General features: G+C 60.7%; 18 protein-coding genes and 1 tRNA gene. 14 read left to right on the top strand and 5 right to left on the bottom strand.

The genetic code is table 11. The annotated features are described in order from the left end of the window. Nucleotides 1-92: 92 nt before the first annotated feature. The 7 genes from EWV35_RS05890 to EWV35_RS05860 all read left to right on the top strand — a co-directional run bounded on the left by EWV35_RS05890 (nt 93) and on the right by EWV35_RS05860 (nt 11,274). Nucleotides 93-341, top strand: coding sequence for an HGxxPAAW family protein (locus EWV35_RS05890; protein WP_129360872.1), 249 nt, complete (start codon nt 93-95; stop codon nt 339-341). 114 nt (nt 342-455) lie between these two features. Beyond that, nucleotides 456-1,295, top strand: a complete 840-nt coding sequence (gene trpC, locus EWV35_RS05885) for an indole-3-glycerol phosphate synthase TrpC (protein ID WP_129659020.1) — start codon at nt 456-458, stop codon at nt 1,293-1,295. Beyond that, nucleotides 1,285-2,649, top strand: a complete 1,365-nt coding sequence (gene trpB / locus EWV35_RS05880; RefSeq protein WP_129659018.1) for a tryptophan synthase subunit beta — start codon at nt 1,285-1,287, stop codon at nt 2,647-2,649. Before trpC ends, trpB begins: the two co-directional genes overlap by 11 nt. After that, nucleotides 2,646-3,506: a tryptophan synthase subunit alpha gene (trpA, locus tag EWV35_RS05875; RefSeq protein ID WP_129659016.1), complete on the top strand. Its 861-nt coding sequence runs from the start codon at nt 2,646-2,648 to the stop codon at nt 3,504-3,506. Before trpB ends, trpA begins: the two co-directional genes overlap by 4 nt. Then, the gene (gene lgt / locus EWV35_RS05870) at nt 3,503-4,375 is read left to right on the top strand and encodes a prolipoprotein diacylglyceryl transferase (protein ID WP_129659014.1); all 873 of its coding nucleotides are present in this window, start codon (nt 3,503-3,505) and stop codon (nt 4,373-4,375) included. The genes trpA and lgt overlap by 4 nt, the downstream gene beginning before the upstream one ends. Before the next feature lie 784 nt (nt 4,376-5,159). Continuing rightward, nucleotides 5,160-9,821 (top strand): glutamate synthase large subunit, encoded by a 4,662-nt coding sequence (gene gltB, locus EWV35_RS05865; protein WP_129659012.1) that lies wholly within the window; start codon nt 5,160-5,162, stop codon nt 9,819-9,821. Beyond that, the gene (locus EWV35_RS05860) at nt 9,814-11,274 is read left to right on the top strand and encodes a glutamate synthase subunit beta (RefSeq protein WP_129659010.1); all 1,461 of its coding nucleotides are present in this window, start codon (nt 9,814-9,816) and stop codon (nt 11,272-11,274) included. Before gltB ends, EWV35_RS05860 begins: the two co-directional genes overlap by 8 nt. Nucleotides 11,275-11,374: 100 nt before the next feature. Here the strand turns inward: EWV35_RS05860 and EWV35_RS05855 are convergent, their stop codons facing one another. Then, on the bottom strand, nt 11,375-11,911 hold the full coding sequence (locus tag EWV35_RS05855; protein ID WP_129659009.1) for a flavodoxin domain-containing protein: 537 nt from the start codon (nt 11,909-11,911) through the stop codon (nt 11,375-11,377). A 377-nt stretch (nt 11,912-12,288) separates the two neighbouring features. Here EWV35_RS05855 and pyk point away from each other — a divergent pair, with 377 nt between their 5' ends. After that, nucleotides 12,289-13,758, top strand: a complete 1,470-nt coding sequence (pyk, locus tag EWV35_RS05850; RefSeq protein WP_129659007.1) for a pyruvate kinase — start codon at nt 12,289-12,291, stop codon at nt 13,756-13,758. 168 nt (nt 13,759-13,926) lie between these two features. Beyond that, a tRNA-Leu gene (locus EWV35_RS05845) sits at nt 13,927-14,008 on the top strand. A gap of 466 nt (nt 14,009-14,474) precedes the next feature. On the opposite strand, the gene EWV35_RS13650 is transcribed toward EWV35_RS05845, so the two are convergent. After that, nucleotides 14,475-14,603 (bottom strand): Ltp family lipoprotein, encoded by a 129-nt coding sequence (locus EWV35_RS13650; RefSeq protein ID WP_394342442.1) that lies wholly within the window; start codon nt 14,601-14,603, stop codon nt 14,475-14,477. 1,851 nt (nt 14,604-16,454) lie between these two features. Next, nucleotides 16,455-17,375 carry a GmrSD restriction endonuclease domain-containing protein gene (locus EWV35_RS05835; RefSeq protein ID WP_238654187.1) on the bottom strand — a complete coding sequence of 307 codons (921 nt, stop codon included), beginning with the start codon at nt 17,373-17,375 and terminating at the stop codon, nt 16,455-16,457. Between the two features lie 549 nt (nt 17,376-17,924). Here EWV35_RS05835 and EWV35_RS05830 point away from each other — a divergent pair. Both EWV35_RS05830 and EWV35_RS05825 read left to right on the top strand, forming a co-directional pair. Beyond that, complete coding sequence (locus EWV35_RS05830) at nt 17,925-18,389, top strand: SRPBCC family protein (protein WP_129659003.1); 465 nt, start codon at nt 17,925-17,927, stop codon at nt 18,387-18,389. A gap of 255 nt (nt 18,390-18,644) precedes the next feature. After that, nucleotides 18,645-19,253 carry an ANTAR domain-containing response regulator gene (locus EWV35_RS05825; RefSeq protein WP_394342441.1) on the top strand — a complete coding sequence of 203 codons (609 nt, stop codon included), beginning with the start codon at nt 18,645-18,647 and terminating at the stop codon, nt 19,251-19,253. Nucleotides 19,254-19,319: 66 nt separating this feature from the next. Here EWV35_RS05825 and EWV35_RS05820 read toward each other — a convergent pair whose 3' ends face one another. Beyond that, nucleotides 19,320-19,790: a hotdog fold thioesterase gene (locus EWV35_RS05820; protein WP_342210825.1), complete on the bottom strand. Its 471-nt coding sequence runs from the start codon at nt 19,788-19,790 to the stop codon at nt 19,320-19,322. A gap of 130 nt (nt 19,791-19,920) precedes the next feature. On the opposite strand from EWV35_RS05820, the gene polA reads away from it, so the two are divergent. The 3 genes from polA to rpsA all read left to right on the top strand — a co-directional run bounded on the left by polA (nt 19,921) and on the right by rpsA (nt 25,704). After that, entirely contained in the window at nt 19,921-22,587 is a 2,667-nt protein-coding gene (polA, locus tag EWV35_RS05815; protein WP_129659639.1) for a DNA polymerase I, read from the top strand. Nucleotides 22,588-22,614: 27 nt separating this feature from the next. Beyond that, on the top strand, nt 22,615-23,961 hold the full coding sequence (locus tag EWV35_RS05810) for a GNAT family N-acetyltransferase (protein WP_129659001.1): 1,347 nt from the start codon (nt 22,615-22,617) through the stop codon (nt 23,959-23,961). 243 nt (nt 23,962-24,204) lie between these two features. Beyond that, complete coding sequence (rpsA, locus tag EWV35_RS05805; RefSeq protein ID WP_129658999.1) at nt 24,205-25,704, top strand: 30S ribosomal protein S1; 1,500 nt, start codon at nt 24,205-24,207, stop codon at nt 25,702-25,704. Between the two features lie 184 nt (nt 25,705-25,888). Here the strand turns inward: rpsA and EWV35_RS05800 are convergent, their stop codons facing one another. After that, nucleotides 25,889-26,581 (bottom strand): IMPACT family protein, encoded by a 693-nt coding sequence (locus EWV35_RS05800; protein ID WP_129658996.1) that lies wholly within the window; start codon nt 26,579-26,581, stop codon nt 25,889-25,891. Nucleotides 26,582-26,587: the final 6 nt, after the last annotated feature.

Here is a 26,587-nt window from a genome sequence, read left to right as displayed (position 1 = left end):
GCGAAACATCGTTTGACTGTGCGCCGGATGGCATAGAATGGCACCGTAGTGCGCGTTTGTACCGCGCTGATTGCTTCACCAAAGGAGGGCCAGTGAGCTCTGAACAACAACTCGAACTCACACCGATCGCCGTTGAGGGTCACGGCAACACGATTTCCGCATGGGCCCTGGTTGTGCTGGTCGTGGTCGGTTTGACCGTCGGTTGCGTTGCTTTTGTCGTGGGGAATACTCCGTGGGTGATCGTCGGCCTGGCCATCATCGTCGTGGGCTTTATCGTCAGCGGTGTGCTCAAGGCTGCCGGATTCGGCAAACTCGGCTCACGGACCAAGAGCCACAAGTAAGCATTGAAGTCAGACAGCGCTCCCTGATACGTCAAATCATCAGAGGGGCGCTGTTCTCTATGATCAGCGTGGCAGCATGCCACGAAGCGCAGTAGACCGGAGATCACCGCTTTCATGACAGTTTTGGACGACATCATTGCCGGAGTCCGCGAGGACCTCGAGGAGCGCCGTCGGACGGTGAGCCTCGATGAGTTGAAGGACAAAGTATCCTCGGTTTCTCCCGCCAGGGACGCCGTGTCGGCTTTGCGTGGTCCCGACCGAGAGACCGTCGAGATCATTGCGGAGGTCAAGCGTGCAAGCCCCTCCGCGGGAGATCTCTCCCGAATCGCGGAACCTGCCGAGCTTGCGCATGAATATGAAGCAGGGGGAGCGGCCGCAATTTCTGTCCTCACCGAATCGCGGCGTTTCAAAGGATCATTGGACGACCTCGACGCGGTTCGCACCGAGGTTTCCATCCCGATCCTGCGCAAGGACTTCACGGTCGATCCGTACATGATCTGGGAGGCCCGTGCACACGGCGCCGACCTCGTCCTCCTTATCGTCGCCGCCCTGAGCGACGACGAATTGCGTGATTACCTGGAACTGACCCACCGCCTCGGAATGAACGCGATCGTCGAGGCCCACACTGTCGAGGAAATCGAGCGCGCGGTGGCCGTCGGGGCTCGGATCGTCGGTGTGAATGTCCGCAATCTCAAGACGCTGGAGACGGACAAACAGCATTTCGCGAACCTTGCATCCCACCTTCCGGAGGGCCCGGTCATCGTGGCTGAATCCGGTGTGGCCGAGCCGAGTGACGTTGCAACCTACGGAAGCCAGGGTGCAGAAGTGGTCCTCGTGGGCGAAGCACTGGTCAAGCATTCCGACCCCCGGGAGGCAGTCGGCGAGTTCAAGAACCAGGGACGCAAGGCACGCGCCGCTTACCTGGGAGAAAAGGAAGCAGAACATGGCGAATAACCCAGCATCCGAACAGGACCGAGACCTGGCGGAGACATTCCTGGAGGCCCCTTACGGCTCGTTGAAGAACGCGAGCGGCCCCTATTTCGGGCAGTTCGGAGGCCAGTGGATGCCTGAGTCGCTCATCCGAGCAATGGACGAGCTCGAGGAAACTTTCGAAAAGGCCAAGGCCGATCCCGACTTCCTCGAGGAGTTCCAGAGGTTGTCCCGGGAATACTCGAACCGGCCCTCCTTGTTGACCGAGGCCGAACGGCTGAGCGAGCGCGCCGGAGTTCGTATCTTTCTCAAACGCGAGGACTTGAATCATACCGGTTCGCACAAGATCAACAACGTTTTGGGACAGGCCCTGCTGGCCAAGAAGATGGGCAAAACCCGTCTGATTGCCGAAACCGGGGCCGGCCAGCACGGAGTTGCCACGGCCACCGCGGCGGCGTATTTCGGCATGGAATGCGTCGTTTACATGGGCGAGGTCGATACCAACCGCCAAGCACTCAACGTGGCCCGCATGCAGCTGCTCGGGGCCAAGGTCATCGCGGTGCAGAACGGTTCGCGAACCTTGAAGGACGCGATCAATGAGGCATTGCGGGACTGGGTTGCCAACGTCGAGGACACTCACTACCTCCTCGGTACGGCCGCCGGTGCGCATCCTTTCCCGGCAATGGTTCGGTATTTCCACGACGCCATCGGTACCGAAGCACGTCAACAGCTTCTCGAGCGGACCGGTCGTCTCCCGGATGCGGTTGCCGCCTGCGTGGGCGGCGGATCCAACGCCATCGGAATGTTCCACGCCTTTTTGGATGATGAGTCGGTTGAGTTGTACGGGCTGGAGCCGGGTGGAGAAGGTCTGGACACGGACCGTCACGCCGCTACGATCAACTTGGGTCGACCCGGGGTCCTCCACGGTGCCCGCACGTACCTCATGCAGGACGACGACGGCCAAACCATCGAATCCCACTCGATTTCGGCCGGACTGGACTACCCGGGAGTCGGACCCGAGCACGCGTACCTTTCGGATATCGGCCGCGCATCGTATCAAGCCGTGACCGATACCGAAGCGATGGATGCCTTGCGCACGCTGTGCGAGACGGAGGGCATCATTCCGGCCATCGAGTCTGCTCACGCTCTGGCGGGAGCTCTGCGTCTGGCCGAACAGTGGAAACAGGAAGACCCGGAAGCGGCCCGCGAGAAGATCATCGCCGTATGCCTTTCCGGGCGCGGGGACAAGGACATGGATACCGCGGTCGAATGGTTCGGACTCGGTAAAGCCATCCCCAGTTCAGAAGTCAACGCCGCCAACCTCAGGAGCCAGGAATCCGGCAACGGTCAGGACGAGGCCGCGGAGGAGCAGAAATGACCGCAACATCTCCCAAGAACCCGAACCGGTATAGCGCTGTGACGAAGACGTTTCCGTTGCCCAATCCTGACTCGAAGGTACGCGCACGCATCCAGGCTTGCCGGGCAGAAGGCCGTCCGGCCCTCATCGGTTATCTTCCCGTCGGATATCCGACCGTTGAGGATTCGATTCGAGCGGGGATCGAGCTGGGGCGCAACGGCGCGGACATCATCGAATTGGGAATACCCTATTCGGACCCGGTGATGGATGGTCCGGTGATCCAGGATGCAACGGCCGAGGCCTTGAGCAACGGCTTCAAGGTCAACGACGTTTTCCGCGCCGTTCAGGAGATTACAGACCAGACGGACGCGGTAGTCGTCGTGATGACCTATTGGAATCCGGTCATGCGCAAGGGTGTCGACGAATTCGCCCGGAAGCTGGCGGAAGCAGGTGGTGCGGGCATCATTACACCGGACCTCGTACCAGACGAGGCAGGGGAATGGTTCGAAGCCAGCGAGGCCCACGGGCTGGATCGGATATTCCTGGCCGCGCCATCGTCGTCGGCCGAAAGATTGGACATGGTCGCGCACGCATCCAGCGGGTTCGTCTACGCTGTCTCCGTCATGGGGGTGACGGGCGCAAGGTCCTCGGTTTCGGACGTTGCGGAACAACTGGTTTCGGACATCCGCACGGCCGGGGCTGAGAACGTGTGCGTTGGATTGGGAGTTTCCCGACGCGAGCACGTCGAAGAAATCGGAAAGTACGCCGACGGAGTCATCGTGGGTACCGCCCTGGTACGTGCCCTGGGGGCCGGCGGTCCGGCGGCCGTCGGAACCTTGACTCGCGAATTGGCCGGCAGCAGCGACATGTCCGTATGAGACTCGTGACGCCGATCGCCTCCATCCCTTCACCGACGTGGTCGGGGTTCCACCTGGGGCCTTTGACTATTCATGCATATGCGTTGTGCATCTTGTTGGGCATCGTGATTTGCCTGTGGCTGACGTCCAAACGATGGCAGTCCCTGGGCGAGGACCCCGAGAGGATCTGGGACATCGCGATCTGGGCCATTCCGTTCGGCCTGGTCGGAGCGCGCATGTATCACGTTCTCATCACTGCCCCCGGTGACTATTTCGGCCCCGGCAGAAATCCTGTGGATGCCCTCAAGATCTGGGAGGGCGGAATCGGAATCATGGGGGCCGTGACCGTCGGTGGGCTCGGGGCGTGGATCGCGTGTCGGAGGATGGGGCTTTCTCTGGCCAAATTTGCCGACGCCGCGGCGCCGGGCATCCTCATCGCCCAAGGCATCGGGCGCTGGGGCAATTGGTTCAACCAAGAGCTGTTCGGGAAGCCGACCACGCTGCCGTGGGGTCTCGAAATCAACCCGATGAGCCATAACTTCCCGGCCCAGTATGCGCCGGGGACGCTATTCCACCCAACCTTCCTGTACGAATCACTGTGGGACATCATCGGTGGATTGATCTTGCTGTGGCTCTCCCAACGGGTTATTCGCACACGCGGGCAGGTCTTTTGGGCGTACGTCATGTACTACGGAATAGGACGCTTCCTGATCGAGCTGTTCCTGCGGATTGATGAATCCGATGTGTTCCTGGGCCTGCGCATTCACGTGTGGACCTCCGGATTCCTGGTGCTGCTCGCACTCGTGATGCTCACGGTCGTGTCCCGGCGACGACGCCGGCGAACAGAGGAGATACGCCCTTCGGAGGAATCCGACGCGCTGAGCCAGTAGGCGAAACGTGACTACCTGCGGCTGAGCCCGCGGGCAGAGGGTGTTTCTGTTGTTCTCTTCAAACCGTCACGGAAGGTTTCCTCGGATGTTTCCTCCTCCTCCTGAGGGTGACCTTCCGTGGTTGCGGGTCGAGAGGGAGGGTCGTGCGGACCGGAGTGTTCTTGGGTGGGGGTGCCTGCTCGTGAGGCGTTTTCCATCGTTAGGCGGGTGTTATACCCCCCTCCTCATGCGGGAAACCGGCACCGGACCGGGTAACCACCGCCTAACGCGGGGCCTCGCTGGGCGCCGCGGGGACTGGAGCGTCCCCAGGGAGAGTCCGTTTTCTCGGGTTCGCGACCAGAAAACGGAACCGTTTTTTCCCGTAACACATTCCAAACTGTGGATATCTATGATGCCGCCCACCCTCGGCGTGGTAGTTTTGCGAGACAACACATAGGCAAGTCGTAGTCCCTGCCCCTGCATCACAGGCGGGAACTTTTATCGATCCGGCGCCAACACACCGAGAATGCCGGTATTGTCTCGTGATTGCTGCAATGAAGCGGCCACCGTTGAATCGTTGGGCGATGCCCAGGTGAAGCGCTCGTTGCGGACACGATGAGCACCTTTCTTTTCCTTGACGGTGTCATAGCTATACCCAAATGCTTGGCCCGTTTTCCTTCAGGAACCGATTCTTCGAGCCGCTGATCGTGGTTCCGCGTATTCCGCTGCGCGAGCCCAGGAACTCAAGAGGGCCAAGGCCTACTCTTGAGTTCACGGACTGACACGAGGAGGAGAGGCTTCAAGCATGACTGGCTTCGAGATGACCCGTTCCGTCAAGGAACACGGCCACGCGCGCTCACCGTTCACCACGTTCGCGGACACCCCTGAGAAACAGGGGCTTTACGACCCGGACTTCGAGAAGGACGCCTGCGGCCTGGCGATGATCGCAAGCCTGACCGGCGACGCGACCCACGACGTCGTAGACAAGGCACTGACGGCCCTGCGCTCGCTCGAGCACAGAGGAGCCGTCGGCGCGGACGAAGGCACGGGAGACGGCGCCGGGCTTCTGACCCAGGTGCCCGATGAATTCTTCAGGCAGAACGTAGACTTCTCCCTGCCCGAGCCCGGCAAATACGCGGTCGGAACGGCATTTTTGCCGACCCACGGTGTAAACGCCGATGACCTGCAGGAAGCCTTGGCCGACATGGCAGAGGGCGAAGGGCTGCAGGTGCTTGGTTGGCGCGTGGTTCCCGTCGACGAAACCGTCGTCGGCGCTTCAGCACGCGCAGTTATGCCCTATTTTGTGCAGATGTTCGTCTCCGAGGCGGTCACGGAAGAGACTGCGGAAGCGTTCACGGGGCACATCCCGCTCGTCGACTTGGACCCCGAGCAGGAACGTCGCCAGCTGGATCAAAAGGCTTTTCGCGTGCGGAAACGCTCACAGCACAAACTGGGGATCTATTTCCCGTCGTTTTCGACGCGGACCATCACGTACAAGGGCATGCTCACGACCGCCCAGCTGGAGCCGTTCTACCCGGACCTCTCTGATCCGCTGTTCACGACTCGCCTGGCGATCGTACATTCGCGTTTCTCGACGAATACGTTCCCATCATGGCCTTTGGCACAGCCATTCCGGGCGATTGCGCACAACGGCGAGATCAACACGGTCAAAGGAAACCGCAACTGGATGCGGGCACGGCAGTCTCAACTCAAGTCCCCGGTACTGGGGCGGCATCCGGAAGAGTTGTTCCCGATCTGTTCGGTGGGAGCGTCGGATTCGCAGTCCTTCGACGAGGTCGTCGAACTCCTGATGCTTTCGGGTCGCTCGATGCCGGAAGCGATCATGATGATGATCCCGGAAGCCTGGGAGAATCACGAGACAATGGATGACGACCGGCGCGCCTTCTACCGGTACCACGCGACACTCATGGAGCCGTGGGACGGCCCCGCAGCAGTAACGTTCACGGATGGTGACCTGGTTGGTTCGGTTCTGGACCGGAACGGACTGCGCCCGGGCAGATACTGGGAGACCGACGACGGTCTGGTCATCTTCGCTTCCGAGGTGGGGGTCGTTGACTTGGGAGACACCAAAATCGTGTCCAAGGGTCGGGTTTCGCCCGGGACCATGTTCTTGGTAGACACCAAGCAGGGACGAATCGTTCCTGACCGGGAGGTCAAAGACAATATCGCCAAGCGCAATCCGTGGAAGGAATGGGCGAAGCAGAATATCTTCACGCTGGATGACCTTCCGGAACGTGAGCACCGCAACCCCTCGGCGCAATCGATCCTCGTTAGGCAGCAGATTTTCGGCTACACCCACGAGGAGCTCAAGTCCCTTCTGGGCCCCATGGCCGCCAAGGGAGCCGAGCCGATCTACGCCATGGGCACGGACACGCCTATTGCTGTCCTCGCGAAGCGGCCGCGGCTGCTCTTCGACTACTTCATCCAGTCCTTCGCTCAGGTCACGAATCCGCCTCTGGACTCCATCCGCGAAGAACTCGTGACGTCGCTGCGGAGCTCGCTGGGCCCCAACGGCAATTTGCTGCGCAACGACTACGTCCGGACACGGCAGCTCGAACTCGACTTCCCGGTGATCGACAACGATCAGTTGGACAAAATCATGCACATCGAGGACGAGGACGGTATGTCCACGGCCCTGAAGGTGCGTGGGCTGTACAACCCGGCTGGAGGAGCGGCGTCGTTGCGGTCCCGACTGTCCGAAATCTGCGAGAAGGTCTCGGCCGCCGTCAACCGCGGCGTCGAGTACGTGATCTTGTCGGATCGCAATGCAAACGCCAATTGGGCTCCGATTCCGTCGCTCCTGTTGACCGCGGCAGTTCACCATCACCTGTTGCGTTCTGCAACGCGCACGAAGGTCGGCTTGGTCGTGGAGGCCGGCGACGTGCGCGAGGTCCACCATGTCGCGGCACTCGTGGGCTTCGGCGCTTCGGCCGTGAACCCTTACCTGGCCATGGAGTCCGTGGAACACCTGGTCCGCACGGGAGATCTGAAGGATGTGACCGCCGAACAGGCGACCCGCAACCTCATCAAGGCCCTGGGCAAGGGACTGCAGAAAATCATGTCCAAAATGGGTATTTCGACCGTGAGTTCGTACTGCGGCGCTCAGACTTTCGAGGCTCTCGGGCTTTCTCAGGCGCTCGTGGACGAATACTTCACGGGCACGCACTCCCAAATGGGCGGAGTCGGGCTGAGCGTCATTTCGGATGAGGTCAAGGCGCGGCACGATCGCGCTTATCCTCAGGACGGAGTCAAAGTTCCGTACCGTGACCTGGAGACCGGGGGAGAGTACGACTGGCGTCGTGACGGAGCACCGCACCTGTTCAACCCGCACACGGTATTCAGGCTTCAGCACGCGACCAAGACTCGTCGCTACGACGTCTTCAAGTCCTACACCAAGCTCGTGGACGACCAATCCAGGGACCTGATGACTCTGCGCGGACTCCTGGACTTCAACGGGCGTCGCCAGCCGGTGCCGCTAGAAGAGGTCGAATCCGTCAGTTCCATCGTGAAGAGGTTCTCGACCGGCGCGATGTCCTATGGTTCGATCTCCCAAGAGGCCCATGAGACCCTCGCGATCGCCATGAACCGGCTCGGCGCCAAATCCAACACCGGTGAGGGCGGCGAGGACCTGGAGAGGCTGCTCGACCCCGAGCGACGTTCCGCGATCAAGCAGGTCGCTTCGGGGCGTTTCGGCGTGACGAGCCTGTATCTGACCCATGCCAAGGATATCCAGATCAAGATGGCGCAGGGTGCGAAGCCTGGAGAAGGCGGACAGCTCATGTCCGCCAAGGTCTACCCGTGGGTTGCGCGGACCCGACACGCAACACCGGGTGTTTCCCTCATTTCTCCACCCCCGCACCATGACATCTATTCGATCGAGGACCTCGCGCAGCTGATCTATGACCTCAAGCGCGCGAATCCCGAGGCTCGAGTGCACGTCAAGTTGGTCTCCGAAATCGGTATCGGGACGGTCGCCAGCGGCGTGACCAAGGCAAAGGCCGACGTTGTACTGGTTTCCGGTCACGACGGCGGTACGGGAGCGGCCCCCATGAACTCCCTCAAGCATGCCGGCGCTCCTTGGGAGCTCGGTTTGGCCGAGACGCAACAGACGCTGCTGCTCAACGGCTTGAGGGATCGGGTGGTGGTCCAGGCCGATGGCCAGATGAAGACCGGGCGGGACGTCGTCGTGGCCGCGCTTCTCGGCGCCGAGGAATACGGTTTCGCTACCGCGCCGTTGGTCGTCGAGGGTTGCATCATGATGCGCAAGTGCCACCTGGACACGTGTCCGGTGGGGGTCGCGACGCAGAATCCGAAGCTGCGGGAGCGGTTCCAAGGCAAAGCTGAACACGTCGTCAATTTCTTCGAATTCATTGCCGAGGAAGTGAGGGAATACCTCGCCGAACTGGGATTCAGAAGCCTTGACGAAGCCATTGGCCATGCCGAGGTTTTGGATACTCGCAAGGCCGTTGCGCATTGGAAGGCCGAGGGCCTGGACCTTCGCCACATCCTGCGTTCGACGGCGGACGAATACGGCAACCAAGGCATTCGCAATATGCGTCCTCAGGATCACGAGCTCGAGAAGCACATGGACAATGAGCTCATCCGTCTTTCCGAGGCGGCCTTGACCGAACGTACACCGGTGTCCATTGATCATCCGATCATCAACACCGACCGTGCGATCGGAACGATGCTCGGCAACACGGTGACCAAAACCTTTGGTCCCGATTTCCTGGACCATGACACCATTACGGTCAATTTGCACGGGCAGGCGGGACAATCGTTGGGCGCGTTCTTGCCGCAAGGTATCACCCTGAGGCTGACCGGGGACGCGAACGATTACACGGGCAAAGGGCTTTCTGGCGGACGCATCATTGTCCGGCCCGAGGCCGATGCCCTGTTCAACGCCCAGGACAACGTCATCGCCGGAAACGTGATCGGCTACGGCGCGACGAGCGGTGAGCTGTTCTTGCGCGGACAAGTGGGAGAAAGATTCCTCGTGAGGAATTCGGGCGCGACCGCTGTTGCTGAAGGAATCGGCGATCACGGGTGCGAGTACATGACCGGCGGCGTGGCTCTGATCATCGGGCAGACCGGCCGTAACTTCGGTGCGGGAATGTCCGGCGGTGTCGCGTACGTGCTGGATCTGGACCTTGCCGACGTCAACAAGGCGGCTCGGGAATCGGGCGAACTGACGTTCTCCGGTTTGGACGAGGATGACGAGAAACTCGTGACCCAACTCCTCGAAAAGCACTACGCCGAGACCGGATCCGAGGTGGCGCATACGATGCTCGCGGATCCGGAAGGTTCCATGGCACGGCTGACGCGTGTGATGCCGCGTGATTTCGCGGCCGTTCAGGACATTCGGTCACGGGCCGAAGCAGAGGGCAATGATCCGGATGGAGATCCGGTCTGGCAAGAGATTCTGGAGGTGACCGCGCATGGCTGATCCCCGCGGCTTTCTGAAGTACGAACAACGTGTGGACCGCCCCAAGCGGCCGGTTCCGGTACGCATCATGGACTGGAAAGAAGTCCAGGTTGAACAGGACTCGGCCACGCTGAAACAGCAGGCGTCCCGATGCATGGACTGCGGCGTTCCGTTCTGTCATCAAGGTTGCCCGCTAGGCAATCTGATTCCCGAGTGGAATGACCTCATGTGGCAGGGACGGACCGCCGAGGCGGTTCAGCGGATGCACGCGACCAACAATTTCCCGGAGTTCACGGGCAGGGTTTGCCCGGCACCGTGCGAGTCCTCGTGCGTGTTGGGCATCAATCAGCCGGCCGTTACGATCAAACAGATCGAGTACACGATCGGCGAGAAAGCGTTCGACGAGGGGCTCATCGAGCCTCACCTGCCGGAGCGGCTCGTGGACAAGACGGTGGCCGTGGTCGGCTCCGGGCCTGCCGGGCTCGCCGCAGCACAGCAATTGACCCAAGCCGGCTACACCGTGGCTGTCTACGAACGGGAGGACCGGATCGGGGGACTGCTTCGTTACGGGATCCCGGATTTCAAGATGGAGAAGTCCGTCCTGGACCGGCGACTGGACGTTATGCGCGCCGAGGGCACTCGTTTTCGCGCGGGCGTCGAGATCGGCAGGGACATCCCCTGGGACCAGTTGCGGCGTCGGTATGACGCCGTCGTGGTGGCTACGGGCGCGACCAAACCGCGGGATCTGCCGATTCCCGGACGCGATCTCGACGGTGTCCATTTCGCGATGGAGTACCTTGTGCAGTCCAACCGGGTTGGTGCCGGCGATGAGGTTCCGGACCAGATCAACGCCGAAGGAAAGCACGTGGTGATCCTGGGCGGCGGCGATACCGGCGCAGACTGTATCGGTACCGCGAATCGGCAGAAGGCCGCTTCGGTGACGACGTTGGCCATTGGTAAGAAGCCGCCGGAGGAACGTGCCGGGCACGAGCCGTGGCCGATGTTCCCGAACCTCTTTGAGGTCGCGAGCTCGCACGAAGAAGGCGGCGAACGCAATTACCTCGCCTCGACCATTGAATTCGTGGGCGAGAACGGCCGGGTCACCGGCATCAAGGTTGCTGAAACCGAGTACAAGGAGGACGGGAAACGGGGGTCAAAGGAAGGCACCGAGAGGATCATCCCGGCGGACCTCGTGTTCCTGGCCCTTGGGTTCACGGGGCAGGACTCCGAGGCGATCGCCGAGCAGGCCGGAGCCGAAATGGATCCTCGTTCCAATGTGGCTCGGGATGATGAGTACATGACAAACATCCCGGGCATCTTCTCGTGCGGGGACGCCGGTCGGGGCCAGTCGTTGGTGGTGTGGGCCATTGCCGAGGGCAGGGCATGCGCTGCGTCGGTCGAACGCCATCTGGTTGGCAGCACGTTGCTGCCGGAACCGGTGGCTCCCACGGATCGTCCGATCGATCTGCTGTAACGAAACCCTGGTCCTACTACGGGAGAGCCCCCGAAACCACGCCGTGGCTTCGGGGGCTTTTTCTGGATTTCCGCGGGGTCTCGTTCCGGGGACAGACGAGTCAGAGTGCTTTGACGGCTTCGACGAAGGGAGCGACGGCAGAGCGGTCGCGGTAGTCGGCCGACCCGCCGTAGCACTCGACCATTTGACGGTCGGTCACCGTTTTGTTGGGTTTGGACTTGAGGAAAGTCTTGACACCCATCATGGCCGTCTTGTGGGAGCGGGACAGTACCGAGTAGTCCATACCACCACGGAAATGCGCGGTGGGGGCACCCTGTCGATAAGCGTCTCCCAGATTCTTGGCAAGGACCCCGTCGAGCTTCTCCTTCGGCTGGGAAACGTCCCCTGAGAAGGACACGGTGAAGTACGCCAGCTTTTTCTCGCGCAGGTTTTCCGCGAATTCGTGCACACGATCCGCGCCAGTGAGCTTTCCGGCGTAATCACTGGCTCCGATGATGACGGTCTCCGCTGCTTCGACGGCGGAAGGGGTGGCCTCGTCCAAAGCTATTGCGCGCCCACCGGTGTCTTCCGCAATCCATTCGGCGTAGGAGCGAGTGTATCCGTAGTGCGATCCGTAGAGCACAAGGGTCGTGGTCATGAATTCTCCTGTATCTGCGCCTGAGTCGGACGTATATCACCCCTGCGAAGGCCCCTGGCCCATGCAGCGGAGCAAAATAGTGCTCCTTCAAGACTAACTATTCGGGCCCGGATCGCCCGGAGCGGCGTACCGGAACGCCTGTCCTAGCGTGTGGGACAGTGTGGGATTTTTGGGTTCGGTGGTCGATAACGCCGAAGGCCTCCGATGAAGTGGATTTCGGGCTCCCTACTCTATTTTGCCCTGAATATCCAGGGGTGGGAGGCGTCGTTCGTGATCTAGGTCTACATCACGGGCTCGGGACGAGTAAAGGGGACTCGGGCGAGTCACGAACCGGGCCTTACTGTTCATGTGGCTTTAAGAGAACTACAGTTAACGTCATGAGACGCGCAAAAATCGTATGTACCTTAGGACCCGCCCTTTCCAGTTACGACAAAGTCTCGGAGGCCATCTCCGCAGGACTCAACGTCGCCCGCTTGAACATGAGCCACGGCGACCACGACGTCCACACCCAGAACTATGACAACGTGCGCCGCGCCGCGGACACTCTCGGTAAGAACGTCGCGATCCTGGCCGATATCCAGGGACCGAAGATTCGCCTTGAGAGCTTCGCCGACGGTCCGGTGGATCTGGCCCAGGGTGACACGTTCAAGATCACCATTGAGGACGTTCCCGGCAATCAAGAGATGTGCGGAACGACCTACAAGGGTCTTCCGGGGGATGTTCGCCCCGGTGACGCCCTGCTGATCGACGACGGCAAGGTTCGTCTCGAAGCGACACAGGTTGACGCGACGACCGTGACCACTCGTGTCGTGGTCGGCGGCACTGTCTCGGATCACAAAGGCATCAACCTCCCGGGTGTTGCCGTGTCGGTTCCGGCACTGACGGAGAAGGATGAGCGGGACCTCCGCTGGGCGCTGAACACTGGCGTCGACATCATCGCGTTGTCCTTCGTTCGTTCGGGTGACGACATTGTGCGCGTGCACGAGATCATGGAAGAAGAAGGCCTGCACTTGCCGGTCATCGCCAAGATCGAGAAGCCGCAGGCGGTGGAGAACCTTCAGGACATCGTCGACAAGTTCGACGGCATCATGGTCGCCCGTGGTGACCTCGGCGTCGAGTACCCGCTCGAAGAGGTCCCGCTCGTGCAGAAGCGCGCGATTACGTTGGCCCGCCGTTGGGCAAAGCCGGTTATCGTCGCAACCCAGGTTCTCGAGTCGATGATCAGCAACCCGATGCCGACCCGAGCCGAGGCTTCGGACTGCGCCAACGCTATTCTCGATGGCGCCGACGCTGTGATGCTCTCGGGCGAGACCTCAGTGGGCAAGTACCCGATCATTACGATCCAGACGATGGCTCGTATTGTCGAGTCGACCGAGCAACACGGCATGGATCGTGTGCCCGCGCTTGGGTCGAGCCCGCGCACCCGCGGCGGTGCCGTGACTCTGGCGGCCGTGAATATCGCGGACCAGCTCAACGTCAACTACATCTGTACGTTCACTCAGTCGGGAGATTCGGCTCGCCGTCTGTGCCGGCTCCGCCCCTCCAAGCCGGTCCTGGCTTTCACCCCGGATCCCAAGGTCCGTGCATTCATGGCGCTTTTCTGGGGCGTGGATGCAGCCTTGCAGGAGGAGCACAGCGATACGGACAGCATGACGGAAGCCGTGGACCGGTATCTTCTGAACCGTAATTTGGTCAAGAAGGACGAATTGCTCGTTCTGACCGCCGGTTCGCCCCTGGGGGTCGCCGGTTCGACGAACATGGTCAAGGTCCACAGGGTCGGGGACGTCGACGATGATGGCGCCCGCACCCCGGAGAGCCGTGAAAAGCTGGGTCCCTACCAGCACTAAGCGCCCAACGCCTCCGATGACTCGCGCGACGGCGGGGCGGGCGATCCGTTCTCCCGCCCCGCCATCTCATCCGCGTTGCGTCACCGTGAACGGCGATTTCACGTTGAGGGCCTGATTGTGTAAAGTAATCCTGGTTCGAAGGTGACTTTGAGGGTCGCCTCGACGAAAGCCCAAGTGGCGGAATTGGCAGACGCGCCGCACTCAAAATGCGGTTCCTCACGGAGTGTGGGTTCAAGTCCCACCTTGGGCACTTCTCTTTAGTTATGCGGGCCTTACGTGGTACAAATGGTACTACGTAAGGCCCGCATTTTTTATTTAAGTTAGTCACGTCGTTAGTCACGCGCCTACTCACCGAGTGCCCGATCCATCGCTTCGGCGGCCGCTTCTGACAGCTTTGCCACCACACGCGAGTATGTGTTCATGGTCAGCTGGCTTGTTCAATGTCATCAAAAGTCTCCATCACGACACCGGGGGGGTACCACCGCGCTGGTGGCGACGAGGCTGTACAGCGCGCAAAAATCCGGCCGAGTGAAAGCTGGTGTGTTGTTGATACAGAAGCAGAACAAGGAAACGAGGACGGAGATCATCGTATTTGCCACCGTCTGCGGAGGAGGCTGCACTGCCTGCTACCGTCCCGGTGGCGGATGTGGTCGCAGAGGCTGTTGTGTCGAAGGTCAACACGAGCATGGACCGGCCCGCGACCACAAATTTGTTGGTCAGCGCGGTGTGAGGGAACCTTCCTCCGGCGTGAGCTTTTCGCCGTACAACTGATCATAGATGCCTTGTTTGGCCATGTGCATCGCCTTTGAGTACCCTTCCCCCCTTTTTTCAGCGCCGACTTGTATTCCCTCGGAACCGACCCGGCATCGCCCGACCGAGTCGATTCCTCACTCGGTGTACTGGCTTCCCTGGTCGCCTCGGGGGCTTTCTGTTTCATCAGAGAGCGGACTGATCTTGTGTCTGAGCAGATGACGGGGGGGGGGGGGGGGGGGGGGGGGGGGGAGGGAGGGAGAGAGATCGTCGGATTCTCGGACGTAGAGCCAGCCGTCGATCTTGCCGGTTTGAAGCCATTCAAAAACAATTTCAGTCACCGACGAGATGTCTGGAGCGAGGGGCCAATTTTCCCGCCGGCCCGATCTGATAGCGGCGATTGTCCGTTCGAAGAAGTACGTGCCGAGGTTCGCGGCGGCGTCTCCCAGGTTGTTCAGCGCATCCTCGGTGAGATCGTGATCTAGCTTCCGCTTTCCTTCGACCGCCAGCTCTTGGCGCGGTTGCGGGTCGCGCCATGGATCTGCGACGCGGTGGAAGTGACGACCCCGGTGGAAGCGATGGACATCGTTGCTCTTCTCTGATGCGCGAAGATTGTGATGGCTACTCTCGGCAATTTAGGCCGACCACCCGGCAATGTACAGAACAGGAATCGTTTTCTTAAAATTCTGATTGCTAAATAACTAAATTTCCGGGTAATCCAGGACACAATGCGGATCCTCTGATTATGGGGTGTCAGGGGTACGTATTCGGGGTAGGTTGCGTCCGGGAAGTCTAGAATCGGGACTCGTAGGCTTCGCTGTTGCTCATACCGTTAATATTGGGCTGTCAGTTTCCGTGTCAGAGGAAGAAAGGCGCTCGCTGGCCCATGCGGGTAAACTCCGAGGTCGGCTGCGCGTCGGCGCGCCACGGGGAGGGAAATGACGACCGCAAGGTCGATCCGCCATGCTGTTCGATTGCCCGAATACCTTCTAGCCCGTTCGCCCCTTGGGTTGTATGTCTGACCGAAACTCGATTTGGGAAATTATATGTCGGAGCCAGAGGCCAGTTTCGTGCAGGCCTCGTGCTCCGACAAACGGACCGTAGCGATATGGTGATTTGTGGAGTCGTACTTTCCTGAAATACGCCTATTTGTGGGACTAAGTAAGTGTGGTCTTTGTTTTTTTTGTGCGCACCACTCCGTCGACTTTGACCGATCTTATGGCGTGTATATTTACTGTGGCCCTGCAAAGGTTTTGAGGTCCATTGGCCACGAAATCCATCCCGGAAGTGGTCAATAAGATGCGGTTTTTTCCGTCGTACCCCCAGGTCCCGGTGTAGGTGGTGGTATAGGCTCTGAATCCATTAATTGTGGGTGCAGTGGAATCGTAAGCCGGGGTCGACCATAAACCATTGTTTCGCTGCGCTCTCCACTGAAGGCCGCCGAGGTTCGTAGGGAAGTAGAATGTTATCTTGGCGTCAGTGGCTTTGCTTTTGGCTTGAGCCTCCTCGACCCAAAATCCCCCTCTGGGGTAGTTCGCGACGTTGGAAATCCGGATGATGTTCTCGGTATTGGAGAAGCACTCACTTTTTACCTGCATATTCCCGCTGACACGTGGGGTGGATTGTGCGTTGGAAACTGCGTGACTAGGCACAAAAGCTGTTGTCGTCATTACGGGTGCTGCCCACATCGCCCCCTTCGCTAAGGCCCTTCGGGAGACTATATTTTTGGCACGTGTTTTCATGGAATCCTTCCAGCGGTATTCACCTATATTGGCGAATCTACTTTACGGGAGAAATTTCGATACTCAAAAATTTAATAGCTATACGATCAAATGCTGAATATATAGATATGCAATCAAAAGCACTCGCTGGGTCCCTGTTTTCCTCCGCGAAATCCTCCGAAGAAGGCGATGGGCCCCCCATGCCACCAGGAGAAATGCAGTAGATCAGCCTTTTGTCTCGCATGCGACACCGTCGCCGTCGCGGTCCAGGGCAGGTCTGTATCCGGGGGAGTCGGCGTACAGGGGAGCTGCTCCGGCAGCTCGAGCCGCCGTGCAATTCGCGTAGTAGGCGCCCTCCTGAGCGGGTGCCGCAGGTGCCGCAGGTTCCGCGGGTTCCGCGGGGGCAGCCGGTTCCGCGGGGGCAGGCGCGGCAGGTGCGGCAGGTTCTGCAGGCGCGGCAGGGGCAGGCTCACTGGTGACCGGTCCCTCGGTGACGGGCGCTGGGGCCGGTTCGTTCGTCGAGGGCGCTGGCGCCGTGGTCGGCGAGGCCTCCGGTGCAGGTTCGACCGCTGGAGGCTGGGATCGGGAAGGCAACTGTTCACCCGGGCAACCTTGCAGGAGTCCCGAAATTGCGTCCTTCTCCGCCTGCGTGACCCAGAGGTGGTAGGTGGCCTTCACCGCAACCTGCCGAGCGACGTAATCGCATCGGAACTGTTTGTTGGACGGGAGCCAGGTCGCGGCGTCGCCGTCGCTCTTGCCCTGGTTGGTGGGGCCGTCCACGGCCAGTAGATTCAGTGGATCGTTGGCCAGGTTTGTTCTGTCGGCCTTCGAAAGCTGTTGCGCACCCGTCTGCCAGGCGTTTGAGAGGCTGACCACGTGGTCGATCTGAACCGCGCTGCTCGTGGACTTGCCGGCAGTAAAAGCGATGTCCTTGCCGGTGTAAGGGTCCACCAGGCTGCCCGAGGTCACCTTGCAGTCCTTGGTGCCCGGCTTGTAGGACACGGCGGATAGGTCGCGGCGCAGGACATCGTTGCGGGTATCGCACCCATTTCGATCGGTATCCATCCAGGGGGAGCCGAATTGGTTTCTTTCATACCCGGTTTTCGGCGCCTTCCCCTTGACCGGCAGCGAGTTCAACGCTGCCATGGCGTCCCCGGCCTGAGGGCTCGATGCATTGATCGGCTCGACCGACTCCCCTTGAGGAGAATCAGAAGGCGACGGTGACGTCTCCGCGGGACCGTCTGCGGAGGCCCCCGAGCTTGGTATCGAGGACGAGGCACTCGATGAGGAGGTTACGGGCGCGGAGGCGGAACCGGAAGAGCCTGCGTTTTGTCCGCAACCACTAATGGCAATGAGCACGACAGCACCCGTCGCTACGAACTTAACGGCCCGGGAACAACGACGTGAACCGGTTGGAAAAGAAGAACCGAAGAAAGACATGAGGGAACTCCAAAGGGAAAAGTGATTGACCCTCGGATCTTAGGCTCCGACAACGCGTTTTCGGCCTCCAGACACGTTTTCTCCGCAAACAATTCAATAGTGAGTCCATGCACGAAAGCGAAGTTGGCGCAAGCTGCGAATCAGCTCTTGGCTGATCGTCAAGCGTGGTGGCAGCCACTAGGGTTGATGGTGTCCAGGTTTCCGCCGAAGGTTATTCCGACGCGGCAGCCACTGCAGTCAAGCAGAGGAGAACCAATGTCTGAGACGACTTCGATTACCGTTTCCCGCTCCATCGACGAGCCATCCGACAAGATCTTCGACCTCCTGAGCAATCCGGAGCGCCACCACGAATTCGACGGATCCGGCTACGTCGTCTCCGACGACAAAACTGACCGTATTCAGAAGACGGGCGACGTCTTCCGCATGAACATGAACGGCCCGCACATGGGCGGGGATTACAAGACGGACAATTACGTCACGGGATTCGACGAGAACAAGCTCGTGGCCTGGCAGACTGCGCCTGCCGGTGAGGAACCCCCGGGCTGGGAATGGACCTGGAGCCTCGAGTCCACGGGCTCGTCATCGGCCGACGTCTCACTGACCTATGACTGGTCCAAGATGGATCCCAAGGCGGCCGAAGAGCTGGGCATGCCCTTGGTTTCTCAGGAGCAGTTGGAAGAGTCCCTCGAGCAGCTTGCTAACGCCGTCTCCGGGGAATAGACCCTGCTGACCCAAGTTTTTGGGTAGGCTCACGAGCCCGGTGCCGCTTCGGACGAAGCGGCACCGGGCTCTGTTTTCTGCCCCGCGGCGTGAAGCAATATTCACAAGCGGCCACTTCGACGAGCACGGATTGACCAGTTGGACGTAAACTAGCGTTTGAGCAAGGACTTTAGGCCCGAGCCGCGAGGCGGCGCGGACAACTACGTGACGTCAGAGGAGAACAAGGTGACAGAGCCGACGCCCGATCAGGAGAATCTGGACCTCGAAGTGCCCGCTCCTGAACAGGAACAGGTCGAGAAGCGCAGGGTCGTCGTCGCAGAAGACGAAGCTCTGATCCGGCTCGACATCGTGGAGATTCTCAAGGACCATGGGTTCGACGTCGTTGCCGAGGCCGGCAACGGGGAAGAGGCTGTGGAGCTGACGAAAGTCCATGAGCCCGACGTGGTGCTCATGGACGTCAAAATGCCCAAGATGGACGGCATCAGCGCCGCCGAAGTGATTGCCAGGGAACGTATCGCCCCCGTGGTGCTGTTGACCGCCTTCAGTCAGAAAGAACTGGTGGATCGGGCCACGGAAGCCGGGGCAATGGCCTACGTGGTCAAGCCATTCACCGAGAATGACCTGATTCCTTCGATCGAAGTGGCAGTCAGCCGCTTTGAGCAGATCAAGGCACTCGAGAAAGAAGTCACCGGCCTCAAAGAACAATTCGAAACCCGGAAGCTGGTCGAGCGGGCCAAATCGTTGCTCACCACCAAAATGGGCCTCAGCGAACCGGAAGCATTCCGGTGGATCCAGAAGACCTCGATGGATCGCAGACTCTCGATGCGAGAAGTTGCGGAAACCATCGTTTCCCAGGTCGCTTGAGCCACCTGATCAGCGACCGCCAGTGCCGCAACCAGCTATGCCTCAAGCGCCTGTGCGATCTAGGTTCTAGCGGCGGTCGACCAACAAGTTTGTGACCCGTGCCGTCGAGAGGCGACGGCCGGCATCGTCGGTCATCACGACCTCATGAATACAGAGCGTTCGCCCGACATGGATCGGCGTGCACGTGCCGGTGACCCACCCGCTCGAAGCGGCGCGTTGGTGCGTGGCATTAATATCCACGCCCATGGGCTGTTTGCCCTCTCCTCCTGCCAAACCTGACGCGACAGAACCAAGAGTCTCCGCCAGAATCAAATGCGCCCCGCCGTGGAGCAGACCAAACGGCTGCTCATTGCCCTCAACTGGGAACCTGGCGACCATGAGGTCCGGCCCCATGGTTTCGAAGACGATCCCCAACTTCTCCGCCAAACCGCCCAAACCGTTCCGAGCGAAGCGTGAATGGTACTGTTCCGGCACTCCAGCCCTGATCAGAGAATCGGTATAAGGATTATTCGTCATCGTCTCGCTCAAACTCGTCACTGCCTGTGATTAGGATTGGTAGGTGACTTCCGCATCCGAGACAACGCCCGCCGAGGAGGCCACCGTGGCCGAGCATACCCCTGAACCCGCCGATCCCGCCGAGAACGCAGGGGAGCGCAAACGACTCCTCATGATCGACGGCCACTCCATGGCATTCCGTGCATTCTTTGCGGTCCCCGTGGATCGTTTTTCCAACTCCGCAGGGCAGCACACCAACGCAATCCACGGCTTCACGTCGATGTTGCTTACCATGGTCCGCCAGCTTCAACCCACCCACGTGGCCGTGGCCTTCGACCTGAGCGGGCCAACGTTCCGGTCCGAGGAGTACACCGAATACAAAGACGGACGCGCCGAGACCCCCGAGGAGTTCTCCGGACAGATCGAGTACATCCAAAAGGTTCTGGACACCTTGAACATCCCGTGGATCACGGTCGAAGGGTTCGAAGCCGACGACATCATCGCAACCGGCTCCAAAATGGCCGAGAACGCGGACGCCGATACCGTCGTCGTCTCGGGAGACCGGGACGCCTTCCAACTCATCTCGGAGACCACGCACGTGCTGTACCCGACCAAGGGGATCTCCGACATCCCACCGAGGACGGCCGAGGACATCGAGGAGAAATACGGCGTAGGACCGGACAGGTACCGCCACGTGGCCGCGCTGGTGGGGGAAACCGCAGACAATTTGCCGGGCGTTCCGAAGGTAGGTCCGAAAACGGCCGCCAAGTGGATCAACCAGTACGGGGATTTGCAGTCCGTGATCGACCACGCGGACGAGATCGGCGGGAAGGTCGGAGAAAACCTCCGTGCCCACCTCGAGGACGTCCGTCGCAACTTCCGACTCAACGAGCTCAAGCGCGACGTCGACCTGCCCGTGACATTCGCCCAGATGGAGCGTCGGGAGCCGGATCTCGAGGCGATGGATCAACTCTTCGACGAGCTCGAATTCAACCGTCTCCGCGAGCGGGTCCGCGTGGACCTGGTCAAGGCCGAACCGGAACCTCAGATCGAGATACCCGGGCGTCGTGACATCCTCACCTCGGACGAGCTCGCTCAGGTCGTCGCGGGGCCGGGAACGGCCGTGGCCCTGACGCTCGAGCAGGACCATCGGGCAGGCGACGTCCTGTTCCTGGCCACGCGGGAGTCCGTCGGATCCGTGCGGCTCGAACAGGCCGATGCCAACCTGAGTGAGGCTCTGTCTTCCACATTGAAAGACCGCGCGGGCGACCTGCTGGTCTCCGACCTCAAAGAGCTGATCAAAGCGTTGAGAGAGCTCGGTTACGAACTCCCCGACGCCGGTCGGGACCTCGCGCTCGAAGCCTTCGTCCTGCGCCCCGGCGCACGCGGATACAGCCCTCAGGAACTCGCCGCCGAATTCACGACCTATGACTTCGGCGCCAAACTCAAGAAGCCAACCGCCGCGGCGCTGAAAAAGGAATCCGAGGAAGCCAGGGAGAAGAACACCTCGGCAAGCCTCGATCGATTTGCCTCCGCGGCCTGGCTGATGCACGAAGCCGCAGACGCGATAGCCGAGCGCCTGGCCGAGCACGGGTGGGCCAAGAAGATCTTGGACGAGATCGAGGTTCCGTTGTCGCGCGTCCTGCTCGACATGGAAACCAACGGGATCGCGATGGACGTGCAAGAGCTGGACACGTTGCAGGGGAACTTTCAGGCTGAGATCGACACGGCGCAACGCAACGCGGACCAGGTAGTCGGAGAAGCCGTCAAGCTCTCCTCGCCCAAACAATTGCAGACGGTCCTGTTCGAGACCTTGGACCTGCCCAAGACACGGAAGATCTCTTCGGGCTACACCACGGACGCGTCGTCGCTGCAAGAACTCATGACCAAACTCGAGCCGGGCACCAAGGGCCACGACTTCATGGGGTATCTCCTGCGCTACCGCGAGTTCACCAAGCTCCAGCAATTCGTCACCGCGCTCAAGGACGCGACCACGGCCTCGAACCGCGTGCACACGACCTTCGGCCAGACCACGGCAGCCACGGGACGGCTCTCCTCGATCAATCCGAATCTCCAGAACATTCCGGTCCGGACGGCAGAGGGCAAGCGGATCCGCAATTCCTTCGTCTGCGGTGCCGAATACGAGACTCTGTTGACGGCGGACTACTCCCAGATCGAGATGCGCATCATGGCGCACCTGTCCCAGGACGAAGGCCTGATCGACGCCTATAAATCGGGAGAAGACCTCCACCGATTCGTGGGGTCGCAGGTATTCGGCGTCGCCCCGGAAGACGTCACCTCGGAAATGCGCTCGAAAGTCAAGGCCATGAGCTACGGTCTGGCCTACGGCCTGTCGAGTTACGGCCTGTCGAAGCAACTGAACATTTCCGTGGACGAGGCCCGCGGTTTGATGAGCAACTACTTCAAGCGTTTCGGTGCGGTGCGCACCTACTTGCGTGAAGTGGTCGATGAGGCCAAGAAGGTCGGCTACACGGAGACAATGTTCGGCCGCAGACGCTACCTTCCGGACTTGGATTCCTCCAACCGTCAAGTGCGGGACAATGCGGAACGTGCCGCGCTCAACGCCCCGATCCAGGGTTCGGCCGCCGATATCATCAAGATCGCGATGCTCGGTGTTGACCGGCGATTGCGCGAGGAAAAGCTTTCGACCCGAATGGTCCTTCAGATCCACGATGAACTGATCCTCGAAGTCACCGAAGGGGAGTACGAGGCGGCGGAGGCCATTCTCCGCGAGGAAATGTCCAACGCCGTCACGCTCCGCGTGCCCCTCGAGGTTCAGGTTGGCCACGGACGCTCCTGGAACGACGCCGCCCACTAGTTGATCCGTCAACCGAAGAGGAACCACATGAGTTTGAAGCCTTTTGAGATCAGAGAAGCACTCGGTCCCGATGGCAAAGCCACCGAGACCTACCGGCGTTTTCACGGGCGGGTGCAACGCGGCTTCCACGAAGACCCAGGAACGCGAGGCGTGCAAGACTACCTGGCACAGGAGTATCAGCACGAAGGTTTTGTCTACCGAGGATTCGAAGAGACTGAGCCGGCGCCCGAATGGGCCGGTACGACCCCGCGGCCCGTTTCGACGATCGTCGGTTTTCCACGGGCCATGAACGTAGGCGCTGCGACCGTTGGAACGTGGGCGATTTCGGGCGTAGGCGTTGCATCCTCGCATCGGCGCCGGGGTCTCCTGCGGACGATGATGACCGAAGAACTCCGCACTGCCCAGGGCGAAGGCTTTGCTCTCTCGGCGCTGACCGCCTCGGAAGGCGGAATCTACGGACGCTTCGGGTACGGGGTAAGCACTAGGTCCTGCGACTACGAATTGGACATACGCCGTAGCCCCCGAGTGCTGCCCAGCGCATTAGAATCGACCGGAGCGATCCGCGGCAGCATCCTCGAGGCCGAACCACTCAAAATGTTGGGGCTCGCAGAAGAGCTGGCGCAAAGGATAGCGCGGAATCGACCGGGCCAGATGAACCGGCTTCGGACCCACATCAAGAACAATCTGGGAATCGTCGATCTGCACAACGACTCGATCGAGGCGGTGCGCAACCGGGAAGCCTTCGTCTATTGCGGTGTTTCGGGCCCCGAGGGCTTCTTGGTCCTTGAGCACCAGGGGTATGAATCGGACCCTCCCAGGGCGAAGATCGTGGACTTCCAGGCCGCCACCCCTGCCGCTTCGGTCGGGCTGTGGAACCACCTGTTCACGGTGGATCTGTTGGACGTCGTCGACTTCAAAGACGCCCCGGGGATGGCACTGTCTTCGATCTTGCAGGATCCCAGGGCTGTGAGGTCCAAGGGCGAAGCCGATCTCATCTGGACTCGCATTCTGGACGTGGTCAAGGTCCTCGAGGCACGTAAATACGGCCGTGACGGCAAGATCGTCCTGCTGGTTGATGACCCACTGGGTCTGATCACCGGCGCTTATGCACTCGAAGTCCGCAACGGTGCGGCGAAGGTCACTCCGGCCGACGGCCTGGGGGCACCGGGTCGGCGTGGGGACCATGCAGTGGACGATTGTGCCCTCTCGCCCTCTGCCACCAGAGTACGTTTCCCCGCGGACCGGTTGGCCTCCGCGGTCTTCCGGGGCTGTGCTCTCGAGGCTCAGTACGGAGTGGTGCTCGGAGAAGGCGCCGAAGAAGCCGCAGAAATGTTCGCGGTCAAGAGCGAACCGTACTGCGATTTCGGTTTCTGACGGCGCCCACGGGACGGATCCTTCTCGCGGAAAGCAATCATTCGGTGAAACCTCCGAGAGGTTGCGCAGACATCGGCGTGTTTTGGGCTTTTACGCGTTGACCCGACTTGCGTCAAGCCATAGACTTAGTGGGCGCACCATGTGCGCACAGTCCAATAAATGTTCGGCTTCGTCCTTAGACCGCCGCAAGGTGGGTCGGAGTCGACCGAGTAAGTAATCTATCCACATCGGAGCCCCTACTACATGACCACCAACACCCCGCAGGTCGCGATCAACGACATCGGAACCGAAGAAGAGTTCCTCAAGGCCGTTGACGAGACCATCAAGTACTTCAACGACGGCGACCTTGTTTCTGGCGAAGTTGTCAAGGTTGACCGCGACGAAGTTCTGCTGGATATCGGGTACAAGACCGAAGGCGTCATCCCGTCCCGCGAACTTTCCATCAAGCACGACGTCGATCCCGGTGAAGTTGTTGCCGTTGGTGATGAGGTTGAGGCTCTCGTCCTGACCAAGGAGGACAAGGAAGGCCGTCTGATCTTGTCCAAGAAGCGCGCTCAGTACGAGCGCGCCTGGGGCGACATCGAGAAGATCAAGGAAGAGGACGGCGTCGTTACCGGTACCGTCATCGAGGTCGTCAAGGGCGGCCTCATCCTGGACATCGGTCTCCGTGGCTTCCTCCCCGCATCCCTCGTGGAGATGCGTCGCGTTCGCGACCTGGCTCCTTACATCGGTCAGGAGATCGAAGCCAAGATCATCGAGCTGGACAAGAACCGCAACAACGTGGTCCTTTCCCGCCGTGCATGGCTCGAGCAGACCCAGTCCGAGGTTCGCTCTTCGTTCCTCAACAAGTTGGAGAAGGGACAGGTCCGCACGGGCGTTGTCTCCTCCATCGTCAACTTCGGTGCATTCGTGGACCTGGGCGGCGTGGACGGACTCGTTCACGTTTCCGAGCTGTCCTGGAAGCACATCGACCACCCCTCAGAGGTCGTCGAGGTTGGCCAGGAAGTCACCGTCGAGGTTCTCGAGGTGGATCTGGACCGCGAGCGTGTATCGCTGTCGCTCAAGGCAACCCAGGAAGACCCGTGGCAGACCTTCGCCCGCACTCACGCGCTGGGCCAGGTCGTTCCCGGTAAGGTCACCAAGCTGGTTCCCTTCGGTGCGTTCGTTCGCGTCGAAGACGGCATCGAGGGCCTCGTGCACATCTCCGAACTGGCTGTCCGCCACGTGGATCTGGCCGAGCAGGTCGTCTCCGTCGGAGACGAGCTCTTCGTCAAGGTCATCGACATCGATCTGGACCGCCGCCGCATTTCGCTGTCCCTCAAGCAGGCCAACGAGGGCGTCGACCCCGACGGCACCGAGTTCGACCCGGCCATGTACGGTATGGCCGCGGAGTACGACGAGCAGGGCAACTACAAGTACCCCGAGGGCTTCGACCCCGAGACCAACGAATGGCTCGAGGGCTACGAGACCCAGCGTGCAACCTGGGAGCAGCAGTACGCTGACGCTCAGGCTCGTTGGGAAGCTCACAAGGAGCAGGTCCGCAAGGCCCTGGCCGAAGACGCCGACGCAGCAGCAACCGCCGCAACCGGTTCGGCTTCGTCGTCCTCGTCGTCGTCCTCCTCCTCGAACGCAGCTCCGGCTCCGTCCAGCTACTCCTCCGAGGTTCCGGCAGCCGATTCCGGCACACTGGCTTCGGACGAGGCACTGGCTGCACTGCGCGAGAAGCTCACCGGCAACAACTAAACCGGTAAAGTTCCCGTAGCGGGATTGTTGAGACGAATGGCCCCTCACCTTACGGTGAGGGGCCATTCGCGTTCCGGGGCAACAACACGCAACAACGGCAGGCGGAAGGGACGGTCTCGCCTCTGTCTATTTCATCGGGTCCGTCTTCCATGCGAGTAAGCGGTCGCTGTGCGAAGGACGTTATCTACCGGTCGACCCATTCCGTGCCGCCCCACACCAGACTCAATTCCCCTGACGATGCGGATGCGAGGAGGTTTTCGGCCCCGTGAAGGTGGGCCTCTGCGTCAGTGACCGCGATGTTCAGTGTCGCATGGGACGGGCCGTAGTCGGTTCCCAGAACCGCTACTGCCGATGCGCGAAGCTCATTTTCGAGGCGGCCGGCCTCCGCGTGGGGCATGTCGATCCGTCCCCGCCGAAGCCTCTGCCTGGAAGCGAAGTGGCCGGCGTCGAGCGCCTGCACGGTCGAGTCCGTATAAGCCCGAACCAAACCGCCTGCGCCCAATTTGATGCCGCCGAAGTACCTGACCACCACCGCGCACACGTCGGAGAGATCGGTCACCGACTCATCGTCCTGGCTGGTTCGGTGGGAAATGAGTGCCTGGAGCATTGGGATCCCCGCGGTGCCGGCAGGTTCACCGTCATCGGAGGAACGCTGGATCTCACGGTCCGCTCCGATGACGAAGGCCGAACACACGTGCCGTGCATCGTGGTACCGCCTTCTCAACGATTCGATGTACGCGCGGGCCTGCTCCTCCGATTCGACGCGGGCCACGTGTCCGATGAACTCGCTCTTCTTGACCTCCAGCGTGGTCTCGACCGGCCGGTTTCCGGACAAGACGGTGTACGTGCGGGCGCGGGTTTCGAAAGAATCGGTCACTCATCC

It is taken from the genome of Rothia uropygialis (assembly GCF_004137765.1).
GTDB lineage: Bacteria > Actinomycetota > Actinomycetes > Actinomycetales > Micrococcaceae > Rothia.
This window is presented reverse-complemented; position numbering and strand designations above follow the sequence as displayed.